General features: G+C 39.5%; 17 protein-coding genes. 13 read left to right on the forward strand and 4 right to left on the reverse strand.

Annotated elements, in window-relative coordinates:
• Position 1 precedes the first annotated feature (1 nt).
• From ACKWCD_RS13020 to ACKWCD_RS13040, 5 genes are all read left to right on the forward strand, one after another.
• Positions 2 to 1,000, forward strand: coding sequence for a TRAP transporter substrate-binding protein (locus ACKWCD_RS13020; protein ID WP_413984395.1), 999 nt, complete (start codon positions 2 to 4; stop codon positions 998 to 1,000).
• On the forward strand, positions 1,000 to 1,473 hold the full coding sequence (locus ACKWCD_RS13025; RefSeq protein WP_413984396.1) for a TRAP transporter small permease: 474 nt from the start codon (positions 1,000 to 1,002) through the stop codon (positions 1,471 to 1,473). Before ACKWCD_RS13020 ends, ACKWCD_RS13025 begins: the two co-directional genes overlap by 1 nt.
• Positions 1,474 to 2,784: a TRAP transporter large permease gene (locus tag ACKWCD_RS13030; protein ID WP_413984397.1), complete on the forward strand. Its 1,311-nt coding sequence runs from the start codon at positions 1,474 to 1,476 to the stop codon at positions 2,782 to 2,784.
• Between the two features lie 52 nt (positions 2,785 to 2,836).
• Entirely contained in the window at positions 2,837 to 5,077 is a 2,241-nt protein-coding gene (locus tag ACKWCD_RS13035; RefSeq protein WP_413984398.1) for a DUF7133 domain-containing protein, read from the forward strand.
• A gap of 104 nt (positions 5,078 to 5,181) precedes the next feature.
• A complete protein-coding gene (locus ACKWCD_RS13040; RefSeq protein WP_413984399.1) occupies positions 5,182 to 5,781 on the forward strand; it encodes a Crp/Fnr family transcriptional regulator in 600 nt (199 codons plus the stop codon).
• A 150-nt stretch (positions 5,782 to 5,931) separates the two neighbouring features.
• Here the strand turns inward: ACKWCD_RS13040 and ACKWCD_RS13045 are convergent, their stop codons facing one another.
• The 4 genes from ACKWCD_RS13045 to ACKWCD_RS13060 all read right to left on the reverse strand — a co-directional run bounded on the left by ACKWCD_RS13045 (position 5,932) and on the right by ACKWCD_RS13060 (position 9,705).
• Entirely contained in the window at positions 5,932 to 6,195 is a 264-nt protein-coding gene (locus tag ACKWCD_RS13045; RefSeq protein ID WP_413984400.1) for a hypothetical protein, read from the reverse strand.
• 321 nt (positions 6,196 to 6,516) lie between these two features.
• Positions 6,517 to 7,029, reverse strand: coding sequence for a tetratricopeptide repeat protein (locus ACKWCD_RS13050; protein WP_413984401.1), 513 nt, complete (start codon positions 7,027 to 7,029; stop codon positions 6,517 to 6,519).
• A 302-nt stretch (positions 7,030 to 7,331) separates the two neighbouring features.
• Complete coding sequence (locus tag ACKWCD_RS13055) at positions 7,332 to 8,129, reverse strand: DUF6503 family protein (protein ID WP_413984402.1); 798 nt, start codon at positions 8,127 to 8,129, stop codon at positions 7,332 to 7,334.
• Positions 8,130 to 8,286: 157 nt separating this feature from the next.
• The gene (locus ACKWCD_RS13060) at positions 8,287 to 9,705 is read right to left on the reverse strand and encodes a DUF4932 domain-containing protein (RefSeq protein ID WP_413984403.1); all 1,419 of its coding nucleotides are present in this window, start codon (positions 9,703 to 9,705) and stop codon (positions 8,287 to 8,289) included.
• Between the two features lie 255 nt (positions 9,706 to 9,960).
• On the opposite strand from ACKWCD_RS13060, the gene ACKWCD_RS13065 reads away from it, so the two are divergent.
• From ACKWCD_RS13065 to ACKWCD_RS13100, 8 genes are all read left to right on the forward strand, one after another.
• Positions 9,961 to 11,772 (forward strand): acyl-CoA dehydrogenase, encoded by a 1,812-nt coding sequence (locus tag ACKWCD_RS13065; protein WP_413984404.1) that lies wholly within the window; start codon positions 9,961 to 9,963, stop codon positions 11,770 to 11,772.
• A 269-nt stretch (positions 11,773 to 12,041) separates the two neighbouring features.
• The gene (locus ACKWCD_RS13070) at positions 12,042 to 12,818 is read left to right on the forward strand and encodes an SDR family NAD(P)-dependent oxidoreductase (protein ID WP_413984405.1); all 777 of its coding nucleotides are present in this window, start codon (positions 12,042 to 12,044) and stop codon (positions 12,816 to 12,818) included.
• A gap of 190 nt (positions 12,819 to 13,008) precedes the next feature.
• Positions 13,009 to 14,226 (forward strand): acyl-CoA dehydrogenase family protein, encoded by a 1,218-nt coding sequence (locus ACKWCD_RS13075; protein WP_413984406.1) that lies wholly within the window; start codon positions 13,009 to 13,011, stop codon positions 14,224 to 14,226.
• 184 nt (positions 14,227 to 14,410) lie between these two features.
• A complete protein-coding gene (locus ACKWCD_RS13080; RefSeq protein WP_413984407.1) occupies positions 14,411 to 15,478 on the forward strand; it encodes a phosphotransferase family protein in 1,068 nt (355 codons plus the stop codon).
• A 3-nt stretch (positions 15,479 to 15,481) separates the two neighbouring features.
• Positions 15,482 to 15,865 carry a hypothetical protein gene (locus ACKWCD_RS13085; protein ID WP_413984408.1) on the forward strand — a complete coding sequence of 128 codons (384 nt, stop codon included), beginning with the start codon at positions 15,482 to 15,484 and terminating at the stop codon, positions 15,863 to 15,865.
• 107 nt (positions 15,866 to 15,972) lie between these two features.
• Positions 15,973 to 16,728 carry an SDR family NAD(P)-dependent oxidoreductase gene (locus tag ACKWCD_RS13090; RefSeq protein ID WP_413984409.1) on the forward strand — a complete coding sequence of 252 codons (756 nt, stop codon included), beginning with the start codon at positions 15,973 to 15,975 and terminating at the stop codon, positions 16,726 to 16,728.
• A 3-nt stretch (positions 16,729 to 16,731) separates the two neighbouring features.
• A complete protein-coding gene (locus ACKWCD_RS13095; protein ID WP_413984410.1) occupies positions 16,732 to 17,502 on the forward strand; it encodes an enoyl-CoA hydratase/isomerase family protein in 771 nt (256 codons plus the stop codon).
• A 152-nt stretch (positions 17,503 to 17,654) separates the two neighbouring features.
• The gene (locus ACKWCD_RS13100) at positions 17,655 to 18,656 is read left to right on the forward strand and encodes an NADP-dependent oxidoreductase (RefSeq protein ID WP_413984411.1); all 1,002 of its coding nucleotides are present in this window, start codon (positions 17,655 to 17,657) and stop codon (positions 18,654 to 18,656) included.
• Positions 18,657 to 18,668 lie beyond the last annotated feature (12 nt).

An 18,668-nucleotide genomic window follows, 5' to 3' on the forward strand; every position in this document is an offset into this window, starting at 1 on the left:
GATGCATAGAAGAGCAAGTTTTATGTCAACTTTAATGAAAAGAACATGCCTCTCGATATGCGTATCTGTTCTGATTGGATGTTCTAATTTTCAGGATAAAAAAACACTTTATTTTGCACATTCTTTGCCTACTACGCACCCCGTTCACAAAGGAATTTTAGACATGCAAAAGTTCCTTGACCGAAAGTCAGGAGGAACGCTTCAAATAAAAATTTTTCCAGACGGACAGTTGGGTTCGGAACGCGAAGTTTTAGAATTGCTCCAAATAGGTAGTATTGCCATGACAAAAGTCAGCGCAGCTTCGATGTCCAATTTTGCACCTGAATATCAAGTAACGGGAATACCATACCTCTTCAGAAATAGAGAACACTTATTTAGTGTTTTGGAAGGAAAAATCGGAAAACAACTCTTAGAAGGTGGCAGCGAATATTTACTCAGGGGACTTTGTTTTTATGATGCCGGAAGTCGAAGCTTCTATTCCAAAAAAAAACCTGTGAATTCCCCAACTGATTTGAAGGGTATGAAGATTAGAGTAATGAATGATCAGATGTCTGTAAATATGGTCAATGCACTTGGAGGCTCTGCAACACCCATGGCTTATGGAGAACTGTACACTGCTTTGCAACAAAATGTGGTAGATGGAGCGGAAAATAACATTCCTTCTTTTGTGACATCAAACCATTATGAGGTATGTAAAAATTACACTTTTGATGAACATAGCATGGTGCCTGATGTTGTGGTAATCGGAACTAAGTTTTGGAGTCTGTTGAACGAACAGGAAAAAAAATGGTTGCAATCTGCTGCTGATGAAAGTGTTACCAAACAAAAGCAATATTGGCAAGAAACCGTCAGAGAAAACATGGAAGTATTGAAAAAGGCGAACGTGAATTTCATTTACCCTGACAAAACCCTTTTCGTAAAAGAATCCAATTCGGTTTTGGAAGAGATGAAACAAAACCCGCGAATGAAAGAACTCATCGAACAAATAGAAATGCAGTAATGGAAAGGGCATATCTCACATTGAATAAGATTATAGAAACCTTTTTGGTTTTGATCTTTGGTTTATTGGTTATTGATGTGGTTTGGCAGGTAGCATCACGGTATCTGATTGGTCAGTCCAGTTCATTTACAGAAGAGTTTGCGCGATTCGCACTTATTTGGCTAACCGTTTTAGGAGCTGCTTATATCAATGGACAAAAAGAAGGACATCTTTCAATGGATTTTTTACTAGCAAAGCTTCCATTTAAAAAAAGGCAAAGACGGCAAAAAATAATTCAAATACTGATGGGCATTTTTGCACTTGTGGTAATGGTAATAGGCGGGGGTAATTTAGTGTATACTACCTTGAGTTTAGGACAAATGTCTTCTGCTTTGCAGGTTCCGTTGGGGATTATATATGCTGTCGTTCCAATTTGTGGCCTATGCATCATCTTTTTTTCTTGCTATAATATCAAGAAGCTAAATTTTGAATAAATGAGTATCGAAATAATAAGTGTAATTGTTCTTTTCGTCAGCTTCTTCGGTTTGCTGGTATATGGGGTTCCTGTTGCCTATTCTATAGGAATTTCGACAACTTTAACCCTAATTTTGAATATTATTTTCATGCCTTCAATAACCACAGTGGCACAACGAATGACTACTGGTATTGATAATTTTGCTCTTTTGGCGATTCCTTTTTTTATACTCGCTGGAGAACTTATGAATAGGGGAGGTATTGCAACTCGCTTAATAGATTTTGCAAAATCATTGATTGGAAGTCTTCCCGGAGGTTTGGCTTTTGTAAATATTATTTCAGCGATGTTATTTGGTGCAATTTCAGGATCGGCGATTGCAGCTGCTTCAGCAATAGGCAGTACCTTGACTGATAAGATGGAAAGTGAGGGCTACCCAAGAGAATTTAGTGCAGCCGTAAACATCAGTGCTTCAACAACAGGTTTATTAATTCCTCCAAGCAATGTATTAATCATTTTTGCATTGGCAAGTGGTGGTACTGCCTCTGTTGCTGCTTTGTTTGTGGCGGGTTATATTCCGGGTATTTTGGTGGGGCTCGCCATTATGATCATGGTTTATATCTACGCTAAACGAAATGGACTTCCTAGAGCAGATAGAGTGAATTTTAAAAAGCTTTTTATTGATTTTAAAAATGCAATTCTGAGTCTTACGCTTTTGATTATTGTGGTAGGAGGAATTGTAGCAGGAATCTTTACAGCAACCGAAGCTGCTGCTATAGCTGTAGTTTATGCCGCACTACTAGGCTTCCTTAATAGGGGACTGAAAGTAAGTGATTTCAAACCTATTTTGCTAAAAAGCGCAAAAACGACAGCTATCGTTATGTTTTTGATTGCCACTTCAATGGCGATGTCATGGTTGTTTTCTTTTGAAGGAATTCCGCAACTTTTGACGGCTACCATTTTAGACAATTTTAGCAATCCTATACTTATTTTTCTTATCATCAATATCGTCCTATTAATTGTTGGTACCTTCATGGATATTACACCAGCAGTACTCATCTTTACACCCATTTTTCTACCAGTAGCCATCGCTTTAGGCATGCATCCCGTACAATTCGGAATGATCATTGTTTTGAACCTTTGTATTGGAATATGTACGCCGCCAGTGGGCACCTTACTTTTTGTGGGTAGCGGTGTGGCAAAGGTGTCGGTAACCAAAGTAATCAAGCCATTGTTGCCCCTGCTGGGGGTCATGGTGCTAGTACTAATGTTAATTACCTACTTTCCTGATCTTTCCCTTTGGTTGCCTAGAGTTTTTGATTTAATAGACTAATGATTGGGTGTCCATTGTTATCTTTACAAAAAAAGCTGCACCTCATATTCTTATGCGATTTATATTTTCTGCATTTCTTTTAAGTTTTTTGTTTTCATGTCAAACTTCATTTGACGAACCTGTCATTTCTTTAGAGGGATATCAAATTGAAGATGGTTTTGAATTGTCTGTAATTGCATCAGAGCCATTGCTAAGAGCACCAGTTGCGATGGATTTTGATGCCAAAGGAAGAATGTGGGTTGCTGAGATGACGGGCTACATGAATGATATGCAAGGCTCAGATGAAGACAAACCTGTTGGGAGTATTAAAATTTTGCAAGATTTGGATAATGATGGAGTAGTCGACCACGCAAAGATTTTCCTAGATGGTCTGGTGATGCCAAGAGCTTTGGCACATGTGTACGGTGGATTGCTATATGCGGAACCACCTTTTCTGTACTTTGTGGATATTGAAGATGATAAACCCGCTAATCGCATTGTGGTTGATTCCATTTATGCGGCGGATGGCAATCCGGAACATCAACCAAACGGACTCCTATTGAACATTGATAACTGGATTTACAATGCCAAATCTAATTTCAGATATCAAAGGAAAGATGGTGTTTGGATAAAAGAACCTACAACGTTTCGAGGGCAATGGGGTATTACCAATGATGACTTTGGTAGATTATATTACAATGATAATTCACGGCAGTTACTGGGTGACCATGTTTTGCCAAATCGTTTGATTAGAAATAAACATTTTACCCCAAAAGCAGGAGTAAATCAGATGCTTACCAAAGACCAACGTGTGTATCCTTTACAAGCAACTCTGGTTAATAGAGGGTATTCTAAAGGAGTCTTGAATGCCGATAGTATTTTAGTGAATACGACTGCTGCTGCAGGACTTTTGGTGTATCGAGGGGGAATTTTCCCTGAAGGATATGATCAAAACGTCTTTGTGTCTATTCCTGAAGGAAATTTAATAAAACGAAATATTCTAAATTTTACAGGAAGTTCGACTAGTGCCAAGCAAGCTTGGGAAGGTAAGGAATTTTTGGCTTCAACCGATATCGGATTCCGTCCTGTAAACTTAAACAACGGCCCTGACGGAAGCCTATATATTGTTGATATGCATCGGGGAATGATTGGTCATCACGCTTATTTAAGTCCGTATTTGAAGAAAAAGAATGAAAAGATACGATTAGATACAATTCTCAATTATGGTCGTATTCTAAAAGTAAAACAAAGCGATTTTGTTGCAGAAACTATCGCGGATTTTGATGCCTTAAATGGTGATGATTTGGTACAACTCTTAAAATATCAAAATGGATGGGTTCGAAATCGCGCACAGCATTACCTGATTTTCAAAGAAAAAAAAGAAGTGCTTCCTGAATTGAAAGAATTGGCTTTAACCGCTGAAAATAGTTGGTCTAAGATACATGCGCTGCATACTTTAGATGGCTTGGGTTTACTAGACTTTAATTTTCTCGTTGAGGTCATTCATAGTAGTCCTGCCCGGGTGGCGGCCCAGGGTATTGTGCTATTAGAACAGTTTGCATCCGAAGAAAACGCTGAAACAGCAGCGGCATTATTTGAGTATATTTTGGGCAGAAATGATACAACAACCGACTTGTATCTGTCAAGTTCTATAGGAGTTTGGACGAAAATCTCAATAGAAACCTTTTTTCCACAACTAATGGAGTTGATAAATAGACATAAGGCAGATGTAGTATTTCAAGAAGCTTTAGTTAGTGGTCTTTCGAATTCTGAATTATTGCCTTTAAATTTTTTGAAAGATTTGTCCATTCCAGATCATAAGCAGCTCATAGACCAACTTGAAAAATCATTGAAAAATCAAAAAGATGAGCTGACTAATGTAATCTTTAGAAGAAAGTCCCTTGCAGAAGATAACAGAACAGCTGGTGCAAAAATGTACTTCCAAATTTGTGCTTCTTGTCATGGGGCTAATGGCGAAGGAATTCAAGGGCTAGCACCGCCCCTGCAAGGTTCTGAACATGTGGCCGACCCCGAAAGACTAGGTTTAATAGTTCTTCACGGATTGCAAGGTCCCATTCATGTAAAAGGAGAACGCTACGATATCAATTTAGCAATGCCGGGTTTAATTCGTAATGAGACCATTTCTGACAAAAACATTTCTGATATTATTGCCTATGTTACCAATGCTTTTAGTGATAGCCCGAGGGGACTCAAAGAAGAAAACGTAAAAGAATTACGTCTGTTGAAAGCAAAAAGTGGCGCTGAATACACGGAGCAGGAGTTATTGAAATTTTCGAAAAAGACCGGATCATAATAACCTGCTCAGAAAAAAATGATCCCTCCGTTTTCAAAGACTCTTGCCATCAAATCCTTTACGATTTTGTAAATCCTTATATTTAAGGATTGTTTGGCTCCATTATGAACACAACTGCAAAAGTGGATTTTCTACAAAACCTCAAGAACAAAATCCTCTCGTACAACAAAGTTGACGAAGAGCACTTGGATTATTGGTTAAAAGTGTATCGCAGAATCGAACTGAAAAAAGGAGAAGCATTGGTATCTCCGGGGCAATTAGTAGACCATTTCTATTATGTAGCTCAAGGTTGTATTTACTACTACAAATTGGAAGATGGCGAACAAAAAGTGCTCGAATTCTATACTGACGATGTCTTTTTTACTGATTTACCCGCCTATGTAAGGGGAACCGCCTCCAACTACTATTTAAAGGCCTCTGAAGCTACTATTGTATATGCCATAAAAAAGTCAGATGCTGAGGATTCCTTTAGCAAATCACACCAGTTAGAACGCTTTGGGAGATTGTCTATGCAAGAAGCCTTCATGAAGATTTTTACACGAGTAGAACGCCTGAGCAGCAGAAGCAATGAAGAACGCTATTTAAGACTCCTAGAAAAAAGGCCTGATTTATTTCAGCGAGTACCACAGTATTTAATAGCCTCCTATTTGGGACTCACACCTGTCGGCTTATCTAAAATTCGAAAACGTTTGGGCAAGAATTAGTTCTTTTAGAGACTAGAAACAAGAGACAATTTACGTAAACTCACATCTTAAGTCTATCAACGCAACGGTCTTAGCTCTTCATTTTGGTTTCATATAGTTAAAGGTCTTACGCAGCACGCCATTTATCATAGACTGGCGGTAGGTGGGAAGCTATTCTACATGCATCTGATTTTTGGATAAACCCGCAACTTTGAATGTCAGCCATTCCAATTTTTCAGGGGAACTAAATCCTTCATAAGCTTCAGAATCTTTTTCTTTTAGTTCTTTTAGCCATTCTTGTGCATGATAGATAGTTATCATTTGGCTTTCGTCATCATAAGTCCAGGTTCCAATTTCGGTAGTAGTTCCAAAACCGACCATGGTATTATAGGATTGAAATTCACATTTATTAAAGGCTAAAAGTGAAATTTTCATATCTTTTATTGCAAGTTTTGAATTCGAATGTTGACAGCGGGTATAAACCAATTTTTCCTGTTCTGTGTTACTGTTATGTTCCTCTAAAACCCAGCAACCGTATAAATCAAATTCAGTTATTGAATTGTCCTGCCCATATATGAATTGACCGAGCAGAAGAAAAAGCAATGAAATCGATACCAATCTTTTCATAGTATTGAAGCCTCAAAAATTGCTCCAAAATTGTTTACTCAGAATGGCACTCGTCACACTTGTCCGCCGAAACCAACTTAGTGTTGAAAGAGAAGACAAGCGCTAGCCGGGGAATTGTTGTGGATGGCTTTATTGTTCTTTCTCTTTTCGTTTCGCGACTTCTAAAAACATTTTGACAATGAAAGTCAATGAATTTTCTTCTTGTTCCAGCGCCTGATTGTATCGGTTTATTGCTTTTTTGTAGTCTCCCTCATTGTCGTGGACTATTCCCATAAAGAAGATAGAAGGAATGTGTAATGGGTTCTTCTTTAGAGCTTTATTGAAATTAGCTTTGGCCGTAATTAAATTTCCCATACCCAACTCATAAGAACCCATTTGCCACATGGTTTCTGCCGTCCAATTACCTTTTTTAATTATATACGAAAGAGAATCGGCTTCCTTTTTACTTATTCCTTTATTCATATTTTCGAATGCTGTTTTTTTGCATTCTAAAAGAAATTCATAGTAAGCATTACAATTATTCACAAGCGGTTCTTGCAAATCATCAAATAATTGTTGCCCAAGTTTGAATCCCATTTGATATCCTTCTCCAGTCGAGATATTTAAGGCGGTAGTATCTGTTTCTTGAGCTAAATAGGTCATAAGCTTATTTTGATTTGCCTCCGAAGAAATATCAAAACATTTTCTTAGTAAGTTAATATCGAACTTTTCGGGTGAAAAATTCTCTTCAAAACAATTGCAGACATCCGGATAAAATATTTCGGACACACTTTGCCCAAAACTAGAATTTGAACAAACTAAAATGAAAATTACGATTAATGGTAGGCTCCTTTGATGCATAAATGAAATATTGTTCGAATTCGTCTTTTACATTTTTTATATACCAGTATCTCTCACTCAGCACTTCATTAGTCACAGACTAGCGCCAGCTGGATGATACCAATTCAATCATCTAGAAATATAATTGCATAATCCTCATACCAGAATTCGGCTCTTAAGAAAAGTTTTTTTCCAGATGCATCACATCGGTAACTTTTTCTTCTTTCCGGAAAGGTCAGACCATCTTGCTTTGTAGTAGCTATATTTTCTATTAAAGCATAAGTGGGTTCGTGATATACCATCGAACTTAAAAAAGCACCAGTATTTTTATCGAAATGATACCACCACTCGTCTTGAGTAGAATGATTTTGGTGCTTCTTTGGTGCATAGGTGGCATTAATAGTATGTACAGTGTCGATAGTGTTTAAAGATTTTAGCCCTTCATAGCTGAGGACAGTGCCTTTATCTAAAAGCTTGAATGGCATTCCGATAACATACATTGCGCTGTTCACCGATGCTTTTACTTTACCGCCTTCATCAATGATACTTCCATTTTTAAATTTTTGAGAAACGGAATCATTATGAACAATTAGAAAGCTATCCTTTTGAACAATCCATGTTATTTTTATGCTTTTTTGAGGTCGCAACTCGTAGTGGTGACGCTGTGTTACTTCAGATTCGATTTCACCATTCTCTAAAAGTAATCTTGATTTTTTTGTATAGGTTAAAGATGCCATCTTTTTCCAGTTTCTATTTGTTCCGGCCGCATTTATGGCATTTTCAACTACTTCCAATGCAGTTATTTCTTTTGAAATTGCATCACTGTTTTTGGTTTCTTTTGAAAATTTACAGGAGGTAAACACACAACTGAAGATGCAAATGATACCTAATGATAGAAAAGAGTGTGTAATTAGATTTTTCATGGTTTGAATGGTGTTTGGTGGTGATAGCTCTGGGAATATAGTAAAATACTCGCACACCTCGTTAAGCGGTCAAGTTAAGGTTTGTGGGCACACTCATCCTTGTCCGCCGGAACCGCCTCAGTGTTGAAGGGGGAGATGATCGCTAGAGGGGACGATTTTATTTAATCGAGGTCATAGTTTTTAAGACTTCATCATAAGATTCAAAGATAGATTTAGGATTATCTTTCATTAAGGTCATTACCTTTTCATTAAACTCTTTAAATTTCGGATAGCCTCTTCTTTCCATTAGTTTCATCCTATCATCGATAATAATATTTGCCAGTTCTTTTGGGTATTTCTCAAGGACATAAACACAAAAAACTGAGTGAGTCATATACTCATTAAAGATGGCATATTCGCTACTGTAATTTCTTTGGGCATCTTTGGTTGCCCAAAAATCTCTATTGTGAAGTATCGATTTTATTTGTTCAATATGTTGGTCGCTCGTAGGGTTCACATAATTATGGTCAATTTCGGTGAATACGATACCTGACATTATTCCTTCTTTCAATTCCTCTGAATATTCAGGGTTAGCATCAATACTTTCAGGAGAATTGATAAACATGACGGATTCCTGAAATTCGGGGTCAAAGAGAAAACCACTTATGAACTTTTGAGTGCTATGTGAGCCACCTATCAAGGGTGAAAAAACAATTTTGTATGAATCCATTCTTTGTGGAAACTCTTGCTCTATCCAATCCCACATTTGATTAATAGGGAGTAGTTTTGATTGTCTTTGTTTTAATTTTTCATAGTACTGAATATTGTTGTTGTAAAAACTCCTAAAATTTGATTTTTCAGCAAAATCCTGAATCAGATAGAGCATGTTCCTGAATTGACCACCCTTCAAGCGTGCACTGTCCCAAAAGACATGTTTATAGGGCGTATCGTAACTTAGATATTCCCCAACAAATTTAAAAGCTAGACTATTTTCTCTAAAACCATAATAGGTATTCCAAAAATCTGAATTGGAACATTTCTTGTTTAAGATTTGAACCAGTTTATGGTATTTAAATCCCGCGAAGTGATTTTCCAAACGTTTAACATAGGGCGTATCTTCAGGATGATTGTTCGTTTTTTCAGAGCATTCGCTTAAATAGAGAATGATGTTCGCGAGTTCATATACCTCAGGTATTTCAAAACTAACGTTCCCTTTGTTTTTTTCAACGTAGCTATTGTCAAAATTTGAGTTAATGGCTTGAAATCTTAATATGCAATGGGTAGTGTCTTTTGATGATATTAGCGGTATTTTGATGTGCTGCTCATATGGGTGATTTACATGGGGTATATGTAAAGTGTCCAAATCGGTCCAAATTTCAAAATGAACACCTTTGTGACCGTATGTTCCCCAATCGATTGTATCTTCTTTAGTTATTTTTAGCCTTTTTATCTTATCCCATTTGGGACTATTGATGTATACCGAATCATTAGCACTCCTCAAGGTATCAGGATATATCATTTTTGGTTCTAGGTTTTGAGCAAGTAATGAGCAGGGGTATAAAATTCCGGATAATAAAAACTGTAATAGTAATTTCATTTTTCTAATGTTATTAGGATCTGTTTAGTACTTATAAAAGTAGGTTATATCCTGCAATTTTTAACATATTGGCATGGTGTATATATTATTTGTTATCAACGTTTTGAGTATTGAAAGTTTGATAATGAATACTGCTGAAAATTGGAATTATGAGCTTTCCAATCAATGATAAACCAAAGTGGACTTTTATTAAACCAGTTTAATGAGTTTCGGTAAAATTTCTAGTAACTTGAAGCTCCTTTAAAAATCAAAACTATGGCAAATCAGTATGTGGATTTAGAAACGCTTAAATTCCTATTATACAAGGTACATGGCGTACAAGAAGTATTGGACCAAGAGCGGTATGCTGACTATGACAAAGAGTCGGTAGATATGTTATTGAATTCGGTAAAAGACTTTTCCGATAAAGAGTTGTTTCCGTACTTCAGAGAGATGGATGAAAACCCTGCACATTTTAAAGACGGGGAGATTGTAGTGCATCCGCAGGTGAATAAATACATGAAAGCCGGTGGTGAAATGGGTTTTATTTCAGGAGGTTTCCCCTATGAAGATGGGGGTATGCAATTGCCCTCAATGGTGGTAAACGCTTCTGCTTTTATTCAAGATGCCGCAAACAATCACTTACCAGGTTACATCGGTTTGACTGTTGGAGCGGCCGAGTTGATTACGCACTTTGCAAGTAAAGAATTAAACGAAACCTACGTGCCCAAAATGTTAGAGGGTACTTGGGGTGGTACCATGTGTTTGACCGAACCACAGGCCGGTAGTTCCTTATCGGATATTGTCACTTCAGCAACGCCCAATGGCGATACCTATAAAATTCACGGACAAAAAATATTTATCTCCGGTGGCGATTATGTCGGTTCTGAGAATATTGTCCATTTGGTGCTAGCGCGTGTTAAAGGAGCTCCTGCCGGCACGAAAGGCATTTCACTTTTCGTGGTGCCTAAAAAGAGACCGAATGCAGATGGCAGTCTTTCTTCCAATGATGTACAGACCGTTACTGATTTCCAAAAAATGGGACAACGCGGCTATTGCACCACACACTTGTTCTTCGGTGATAAAGAAGATTGTCAAGGTTGGTTAGTAGGAGAAGAAAACCAGGGATTAAAATATATGTTCTTGATGATGAACGGCGCGAGAATCGCCGTAGGTCGAGGCGCTGCAGCCATTGCTTCGGCAGCTTACCAAGCTTCTTTGAATTATGCCAATGAACGCGCACAAGGGCGTCAGTTGACCAGTACGGGTAAGAAAGATGCCAACCAAGAACAGACGCTTATTATCAATCATCCTGATGTGCGTAGAATGTTGTTGTTGCAAAAAGTAGTAACGGAAGGTTCGCAAAGTTTGGTCTTTTTGGCCGCAAAATATCATGACCTTTCTTTATCTAGTGCTGATGCTGATGTACGCGAAAAGTATAATCTCTTATTGGAAATTATGACGCCGGTTGTTAAAACCTATCCATCTGAAATGGGTCGCGTAGCCGTGGATAATGGCTTACAAGTTTTAGGCGGATACGGTTTCTGTGCCGATTATGTCTTACAACAGTACCTGCGGGATATCCGAATTTCAGCCTTATACGAAGGAACCACTGGAATTCAATCTCAAGATTTATTGGGACGTAAAATAACCATGAACGATGGGAAGGCTTTACAGTTGTTATCTGAGGAAATTCAAGCTTCCATCAAAGCAGCGATGGGGCACGAATCTTTGGCACCTTACGCCAAAAAGTTAGGTGGAAAGTTAGCTTTGACCCAAGAAGTATTACAATCCTTAATGGGCTTTGCGATGAAGGGAGATTACCAACGTTTCCTTGCAGATGCGACTCCGTTTATGGAATTTTTCAGCAATATCTTGGTAGGATGGTTATGGTTAGACATCGCGAGGGAAGCACAAAACGCCCTAGTTACAGGAAGCACAGAAAATAGCACGGATTTCTACGAAAGTAAAATTCATGCGATGCAGTTCTATTTCAAATATGAACTCCCAAAGACAACAGGCCTAGCGGAAATTATAATGGACAAGCAAGCCCTAACCCTTAATACGGATAAGAAAGTTTTTGCGTGAAGAAAGGGTTAAGGGTTAAGGGTAAAAGGTAAAGGGTAAAAGGAAAATGCCGGCCTGTACTGCAAACGTACTGTCACTGCGAGCGGAGTCGAGAACCTAGGAACACCTAGGAAAAGAACATAAGAGTCTCCCTCCTAATAAGGCGACGCTGCGAGAGCAGTGGGCGAGCTGAAGCGGAGGAAAGGGAGGTGTAGAAACCCAAGTCATAAGACAAGTCGCAAACCAACAATAAACAGATTCCCTCCTTCGAGGGAATGAAATGAAAGTAAATGAGCAACATAAAACAAAAATTCGACCTCACCGGAAAAGTAGCTATCGTAACCGGTTCCAGTAAAGGAATAGGTTTGTCGATTGCAAAAGGCTTAGCCGAAAACGGAGCCAAATTGGTTATCAGCAGCCGCAAACAAGAGGCCGTGGATGCGGTCGCCGCCGAATTCAAGGCAGCGGGTTTGGAAGCTGTCGGAATCGCATGCCACATTGGAGATGGAGAACAGCGTGAGGCACTCGTTGCAAAAACAATGGAGCATTATGGCCGAATTGATATCCTGGTAAACAATGCGGCTATCAACCCTTTTTACGGTCCTTTGGAAACTTCTGGAGAAGAAGTTTTTGATAAGATTATGAACGTAAACGTGAAAGCACCTTGGTTACTTTCTAACTTGGTGCAACCTCATATGAAAGTGAATGGCAGTGGAAGTATTATAAATATTTCTTCTGTGGAAGGTATTCATCCGGGCTTTCGATTGGGACTGTATAGTATGACGAAATCAGCAATGATTATGTTGACAAAGAATCAAGCTAAAGAATGGGGTAAATATGGCATCCGTGCAAATGCCGTTTGCCCCGGATTGATTAAAACCAAGTTTAGTGAAAGCCTTTGGTCCAATGAAAAACTAGTAGCGGGTTACAATCAAATGGTACCCTTAAAACGAATGGCAGAACCTGATGAAATGGCCGGAGTAGTAATGCTTTTGGCTTCCGATGCAGGTTCGTACATGACTGGTGGAGTGTATGCAGCTGATGGTGGGTATTTGATTTCAGGATAATTTGAAGGTACGAGGTTGAAAAAGAGGATTCCCCTCTTGAGAGGGGTGGCGCAGCCGGGGTGTGTTAAGCCCGAGCTGCAGTAAAAGCTCTGACATTAAATAAAAAACAAAACCAGCATTCAACAGATTCCCGCCTTTACTGAAACGAGTTCAGCACAGGCACGGGAATGAAAATAAAAGAGATTGATTCATGAACTTCCAATACACAGAAAAATCACTAGCCCTTCAAGAAAAGCTAAAGCAATTCATTGCGGAACATGTTAGTCCGCGTGAAGAGGAGGTAGAAGCATTTCACAGAGACCCTGCCAACGCTTGGAAGAGATGGCCTGGATTAGAAGATTTGAAAGCAAAAGCAAAGGAAGCGGGATTATGGAATCTCTTTCTTCCAAAAGCATATGGCGATTTGAGTCCGGGATTGACGAATTTGGAATATGCTCCCCTTGCAGAAATCATGGGACGTATTTTATGGTCCTCAGAAATTTTTAATTGTAGCGCTCCCGATACTGGAAATATGGAGGTGCTAGCCAAATACGGTACATCTGAACAACAGGAACAATGGTTAAAACCTTTGATGAATGGTGAAATCCGTTCGGCCTTTTTAATGACCGAACCTGATGTAGCCTCTTCGGATGCGACGAACATTGAAACATCCATTAAGTTGGACGGCGATGAGTATGTCATCAACGGAACGAAGTGGTGGTCATCCGGTGCAATGGACCCCAATTGTAAGATTGCTATCGTCATGGGAAAAACCGATTTCGATGCTCCTAGACATGTGCAACAAAGTATGATTTTGGTTCCGATGGATACTCCGGGATTGGAAATTGTAAGGCCGCTATCTGTTTTTGGTTATAATGATTCCCCGGAAGGGCATGCCGAAATCATTTTAGATAATGTACGGGTTCCCAAAGAAAATTTATTAGTAGGAGAGGGCCAAGGTTTTGCCATCGCGCAGGGTAGATTAGGTCCAGGTAGAATACACCATTGTATGCGACTGATTGGAATGGCACAACGTTCCTTGGAATTGATGTCCGAACGAACCACTCAACGGACGCCTTTTGGAAGAAGTTTAGATACCTATAGCAGCATTCGTCAAGATGTGGCAAAATCTGCCTGTGAGATAGAACAAACCCGTTTACTAGTATTATCCGCAGCAGATAAAATGGACCGAATGGGCAACAAAGAAGCCAAAGATTTGATAGCCATGATAAAGATTGTCACTCCGAATATGACTTTGAGAGTAGTAGACAGAGCAATGCAAATCATGGGAGGTAGAGGCGTTAGTAGCGACACCCCATTAGCCCACTTTTTCGCCGCAGGAAGAATGCTCAGATTGGCCGACGGTCCCGATGAGGTGCATATGAGTCAGTTGGGTAAGAATGTGATTAAGAGATATTCGGGGAAGTGAAAGGTAATAAGTACGAAGTACGAGGTACGAAGTTTGAAAATAGATTTCCCCTCTTGAGAGGGGTGGCGCAGCCGGGGTGTGTTAAGCCCAAGCCATTTGGAAAGCACTAGGTCATAAGTTATTAAAAGAACCAACATTCAACAGATTCCGGCCTTCGCCGGAATGACAATAAATGAAGGTAGTAATGAACACAAAACCAGTACGAGAAGGTGAAGAATTAAATGAGGTAAACCTCAAGAATTTCCTTCTAGAGAATAATCTAATAACAGATGTGGGAAGTGAACTCTCCGTCGGGCAATTTTCGAATGGATTTTCAAACCTTACGTATCTATTGAATATTGAAGATAAAGAGTATGTTTTACGTCGCCCTCCATTTGCCGCTCCCAAAAGAGGGCATGATATGGGCAGGGAGTATAAGGTAATCCATAACTTGAATTCCGTTTTTGATAAAACGCCCAAGGCATATGCGTATACCGAGGACAAAGAAATTATTGGAGCTCCTTTTTATATCATGAGCAAAGTTGAAGGTGAGATTTTGACGGCAAAGGAAGCGCACAAAAGACAAGTCACCCCCGAAGAATTCAAGACCATTTCAAATACCTGGCTCGATACGTTTGTAGCCTTTCACAATATTGATTACAAAGCTGCGGGATTGGAAGATTTGGGTCGCCCAGAAGGCTATGTAGAACGACAGGTAACCAATTGGGGCAAGCAATATTTAGCTGCTGCAACCGATGACGTGCCTGCCGCTGAAAAAGTAATGACTTGGATGCATGAGAATCAACCTAGGCAATATGACCATACGCTAATCCATAATGATTTTAAGTATGACAATGTGGTTTTCAAAGATGACTCCTGGAAGGAAATCGCAGCAATTCTAGATTGGGAAATGTGCACCTTAGGTGACCCGCTCATGGATTTAGGAACCTCATTGGGCTATTGGACAGTCGCAGCCGACCCTGATTTTATGAAGCAAGGTTTACCTTCTCCAACAGTGATGCCGGGCAACCCATCAAGAACAGATGTGGTTCAGCAATACGCATTGAAAAGTGGGCGGAACATAGACAATTTGGTCTTCTACTATGCTTACGGACTATTCAAAATCGCTGTAATTGCGCAGCAGATTTATTACCGATACAAACACGGTCATACAAGTGACCCAAAATTCGCATATTTGAATAAAGCCTCCGAACTATGTTGTAATACGGCATGGATGACTATTCAAAAAAACAAGATTGATAATTTGATGTAAACTATGGAAACGGAATCCTATTTAGAAATCAATCCCCAACAATTCAAAGCATTCGCACAATTGCCTATGGATACCCCGGTGGTGATGTTGAATTTGCTAAAGTTTAAAACGATGGTCTCCGAAACAGGATTGAGCGGTGGGGAATCATACAAGGAATATATGAAAGCCGCTACGCCTTATTTTGCCAAAGTAAATGCGGAAATCCTATATATGGGAAAACCGCAAAGCATGCTTATCGGTCCGGAAGATGAAAATTTATGGGATAAAGTATTGATGGTAAAGTATCGTACCATTGCAGATTTTCTAGGAATGGTACAAGCGGAAGGGTATCCTTCGCATTTAAGAGCGCAAGCATTAGAAGATTCAAGATTAGTACATTGCCAATAAAAAAGTTACGAGGTACAAAGTAAGAAGTGCAAAGTTTCTAAACTGACACTTCGAGCTGGGTCGAGAACCTAGGAACACAAAGAATGAAAATTAAAACAGCATATTTAATGGACCTAAATAACAAAATAGTAATAGTCACAGGAGCCGGAAGCGGCATCGGCGCAGCCACCGCAAAACTTTTTGGAACTCATGGAGCAATGGTAGTTGCTTCGGATATTAATTTAGAAAATGCCCAAAAGATAGCCAACGAAATCAAAGAAGCCGGAGGTTCGGCATCAGCAATAAAAACTGATGTTACAAAATTCGAAGAAGTTGAGGCGCTTATAGCCAATACTGTCGCCGAACATGGCAGACTTGATGTAATAGTAAATAATGCAGGCATTGGAGGAAAACATCAATTAAAGACAGCCGACCATACACATGACGATTGGCACAACGTAATCGCTGTAAATCAAACAGGAGTTTTCTATTGCATGAAAGTTGCCATAAAACAAATGTTAGCTCAAGGCGGAGGTAGTATGGTAAATGTAGCTTCCCTTGCAGGATTAAAAGCCTCAGGAAACAATCTATCCTACAGTGCTAGTAAATTTGCGGTTGTCGGAATGACGAAATCTGCAGCTTTGGAATACGGCCGCAAAAACATTAGGATAAATGCGGTTTGTCCCGGCTTCACACATTCCGCACTTTTAGACCAATTGCTTTCTGTGAGTCCGGATATGGGTGATAAGTTAAAACGCTTTATTCCTATGGGGCGCTTTGGAGAAGCTGATGAAATCGCAGAAGCGATTTGTTGGTTAGCCTCCGAAAATTCAAAATTTATTACGGGACAAACAATTACTTTAGACGGAGGAACATCCTTATAGCATATGAATACATTAGAAGTAACGTATAAAGACGAATATGCCATCGTTCAAATGAACAGAGGCAAGGTGAATGCCATCAATTTTGAAATGGTACAAGACCTCCGAGATATATTTGGCAAATTAGGGGCAAATGCTGAGGTAAAGGGAGTAATTCTCACCGGCCAACCGCATTACTTTTCCGCGGGATTGGATTTGATAGAACTATTCCAGTATGACCAACCGCAAATGAAGGATTTCTTTGTGTCTTTTGGTGCCTTGTATTTAGAATTGGTGCAATTCAAAAAACCTTTCATTTCGGCTATTACAGGACATTCCCCAGCAGGAGGATGTGTGCTAGCAGTTACCAGTGACAATCGCTATATGGCAGAAGGAGATAAGTATGTCATCGGATTAAACGAGGTTGCCGTAAACATTCAAATCAGTCAAAACCTAACCGAAATCTACGCTTTTTGGATGGGTGACGGATTAGCAAGTAGGTACATCATGGAAGGAAAACTCCTTTCAGGAAAAGAGGCGCTAGCGGCAGGGTTGGTAGATGAGCTAGTTCCGCTAGAAAATGTTTTGGAGCGCGCTGAAAAGCAAATGCAACATTACATGAAAGCTGACCAAGAAATTCTGATAAATACCAAAGCCAAAGTTCGAAAACATCTTTTAGATAAACTGGATTTACAAGCTGAAAATTCCTTAGCTGAGGCCAACGAACTTTGGTGGAAACCTGAAATACGAGCTAAGATGGGAGCTTATGTGGAGAGTTTTTCGAGTAAGAAGAAATAACTATACTGTCAGTTCGAGCGGAGTCGAGAACGAGCTTACAGGAAAAAAGCATCTCGACTCCGCTCGATGTGACAGCCAGTCAGAATTAAAATAAGAACTAACATTAAACAGATTTCCCTCTTCAGGAGAATGAACATAAAAGAAACACTTACATGAACAAACAACTATTATTTGTAAAGAGACCAGAAGGAGAAGCTGATGCTTCTACATGGTCATTAGAGACGAATCCAATTCCTGAAATAAGTGAAGGACAAATATTGGTAAAACAACATTATGTATCTCTTGACCCAGCCATGCGTGGTTGGATGAATGATGCTAAATCGTATATCGCACCCATGGAAATCGGTTCAGTTATGCGTGCTGGTTCAGTGGGAGAAGTTGTCGCTTCTAAGAGTCCGAAGTTTGAAGTAGGGCAGTATGTTGCTGGTACGGGCGGTGTTCAGCAGTATGCAGTAACAGATGGAAAAGGGTTTTACCAAGTAGACCCCAAACTAGCACCTTTGCCTATGTATATTGGGACTTTGGGTATGCCAGGTATGACTGCTTATTTTGGTATTACCGAAGTCGGCAAGGTCAAAGACGGAGATACCGTTTTGGTTTCCGGTGCGGCTGGTGCCGTGGGTAGTATTGTTGGTCAAGTTGCAAAAATAAAAGGATGTAAAGTAGTCGGGATTGCAGGTGGTGCAGAAAAATGTAAGTACGTAGTTGAAGAACTCGGTTTCGATGCTTGCATCGATTATAAGAATGAAAATTTAGCAACACGATTTAAGGAAGAATGTCCGAAAGGAATTGATATCTATTTTGATAACGTAGGGGGAGAGATTTTGGATTTAGCCCTAACCAGGTTGCGCATGCATGCGCGAATTGTCATTTGCGGAGCCATTTCGCAGTATAACAATAAAACAAGGGTAAAAGGTCCGAGTAACTACCTATCCTTATTAGTAAATAGAGCTAGTATGACAGGTATGGTTGTCTTTGATTATGCAGATAGATATAAAGAAGGTGCTCAGATTTTAGGTGGTTGGATGGCCCAAGGAAAATTAAAAAGCCGTGAAGATGTGTATGAAGGCATTGAAAATTTTCCAGAGACCTACAGCCGATTGTTCTCAGGTGATAAAATGGGAAAATTAGTTTTAAAAATTATTGAAGACTAGCCATACAATTCG

It is taken from the genome of Maribacter taeanensis (genome assembly GCF_047345145.1).
Taxonomy (GTDB): Bacteria; Bacteroidota; Bacteroidia; order Flavobacteriales; family Flavobacteriaceae; genus Maribacter_C.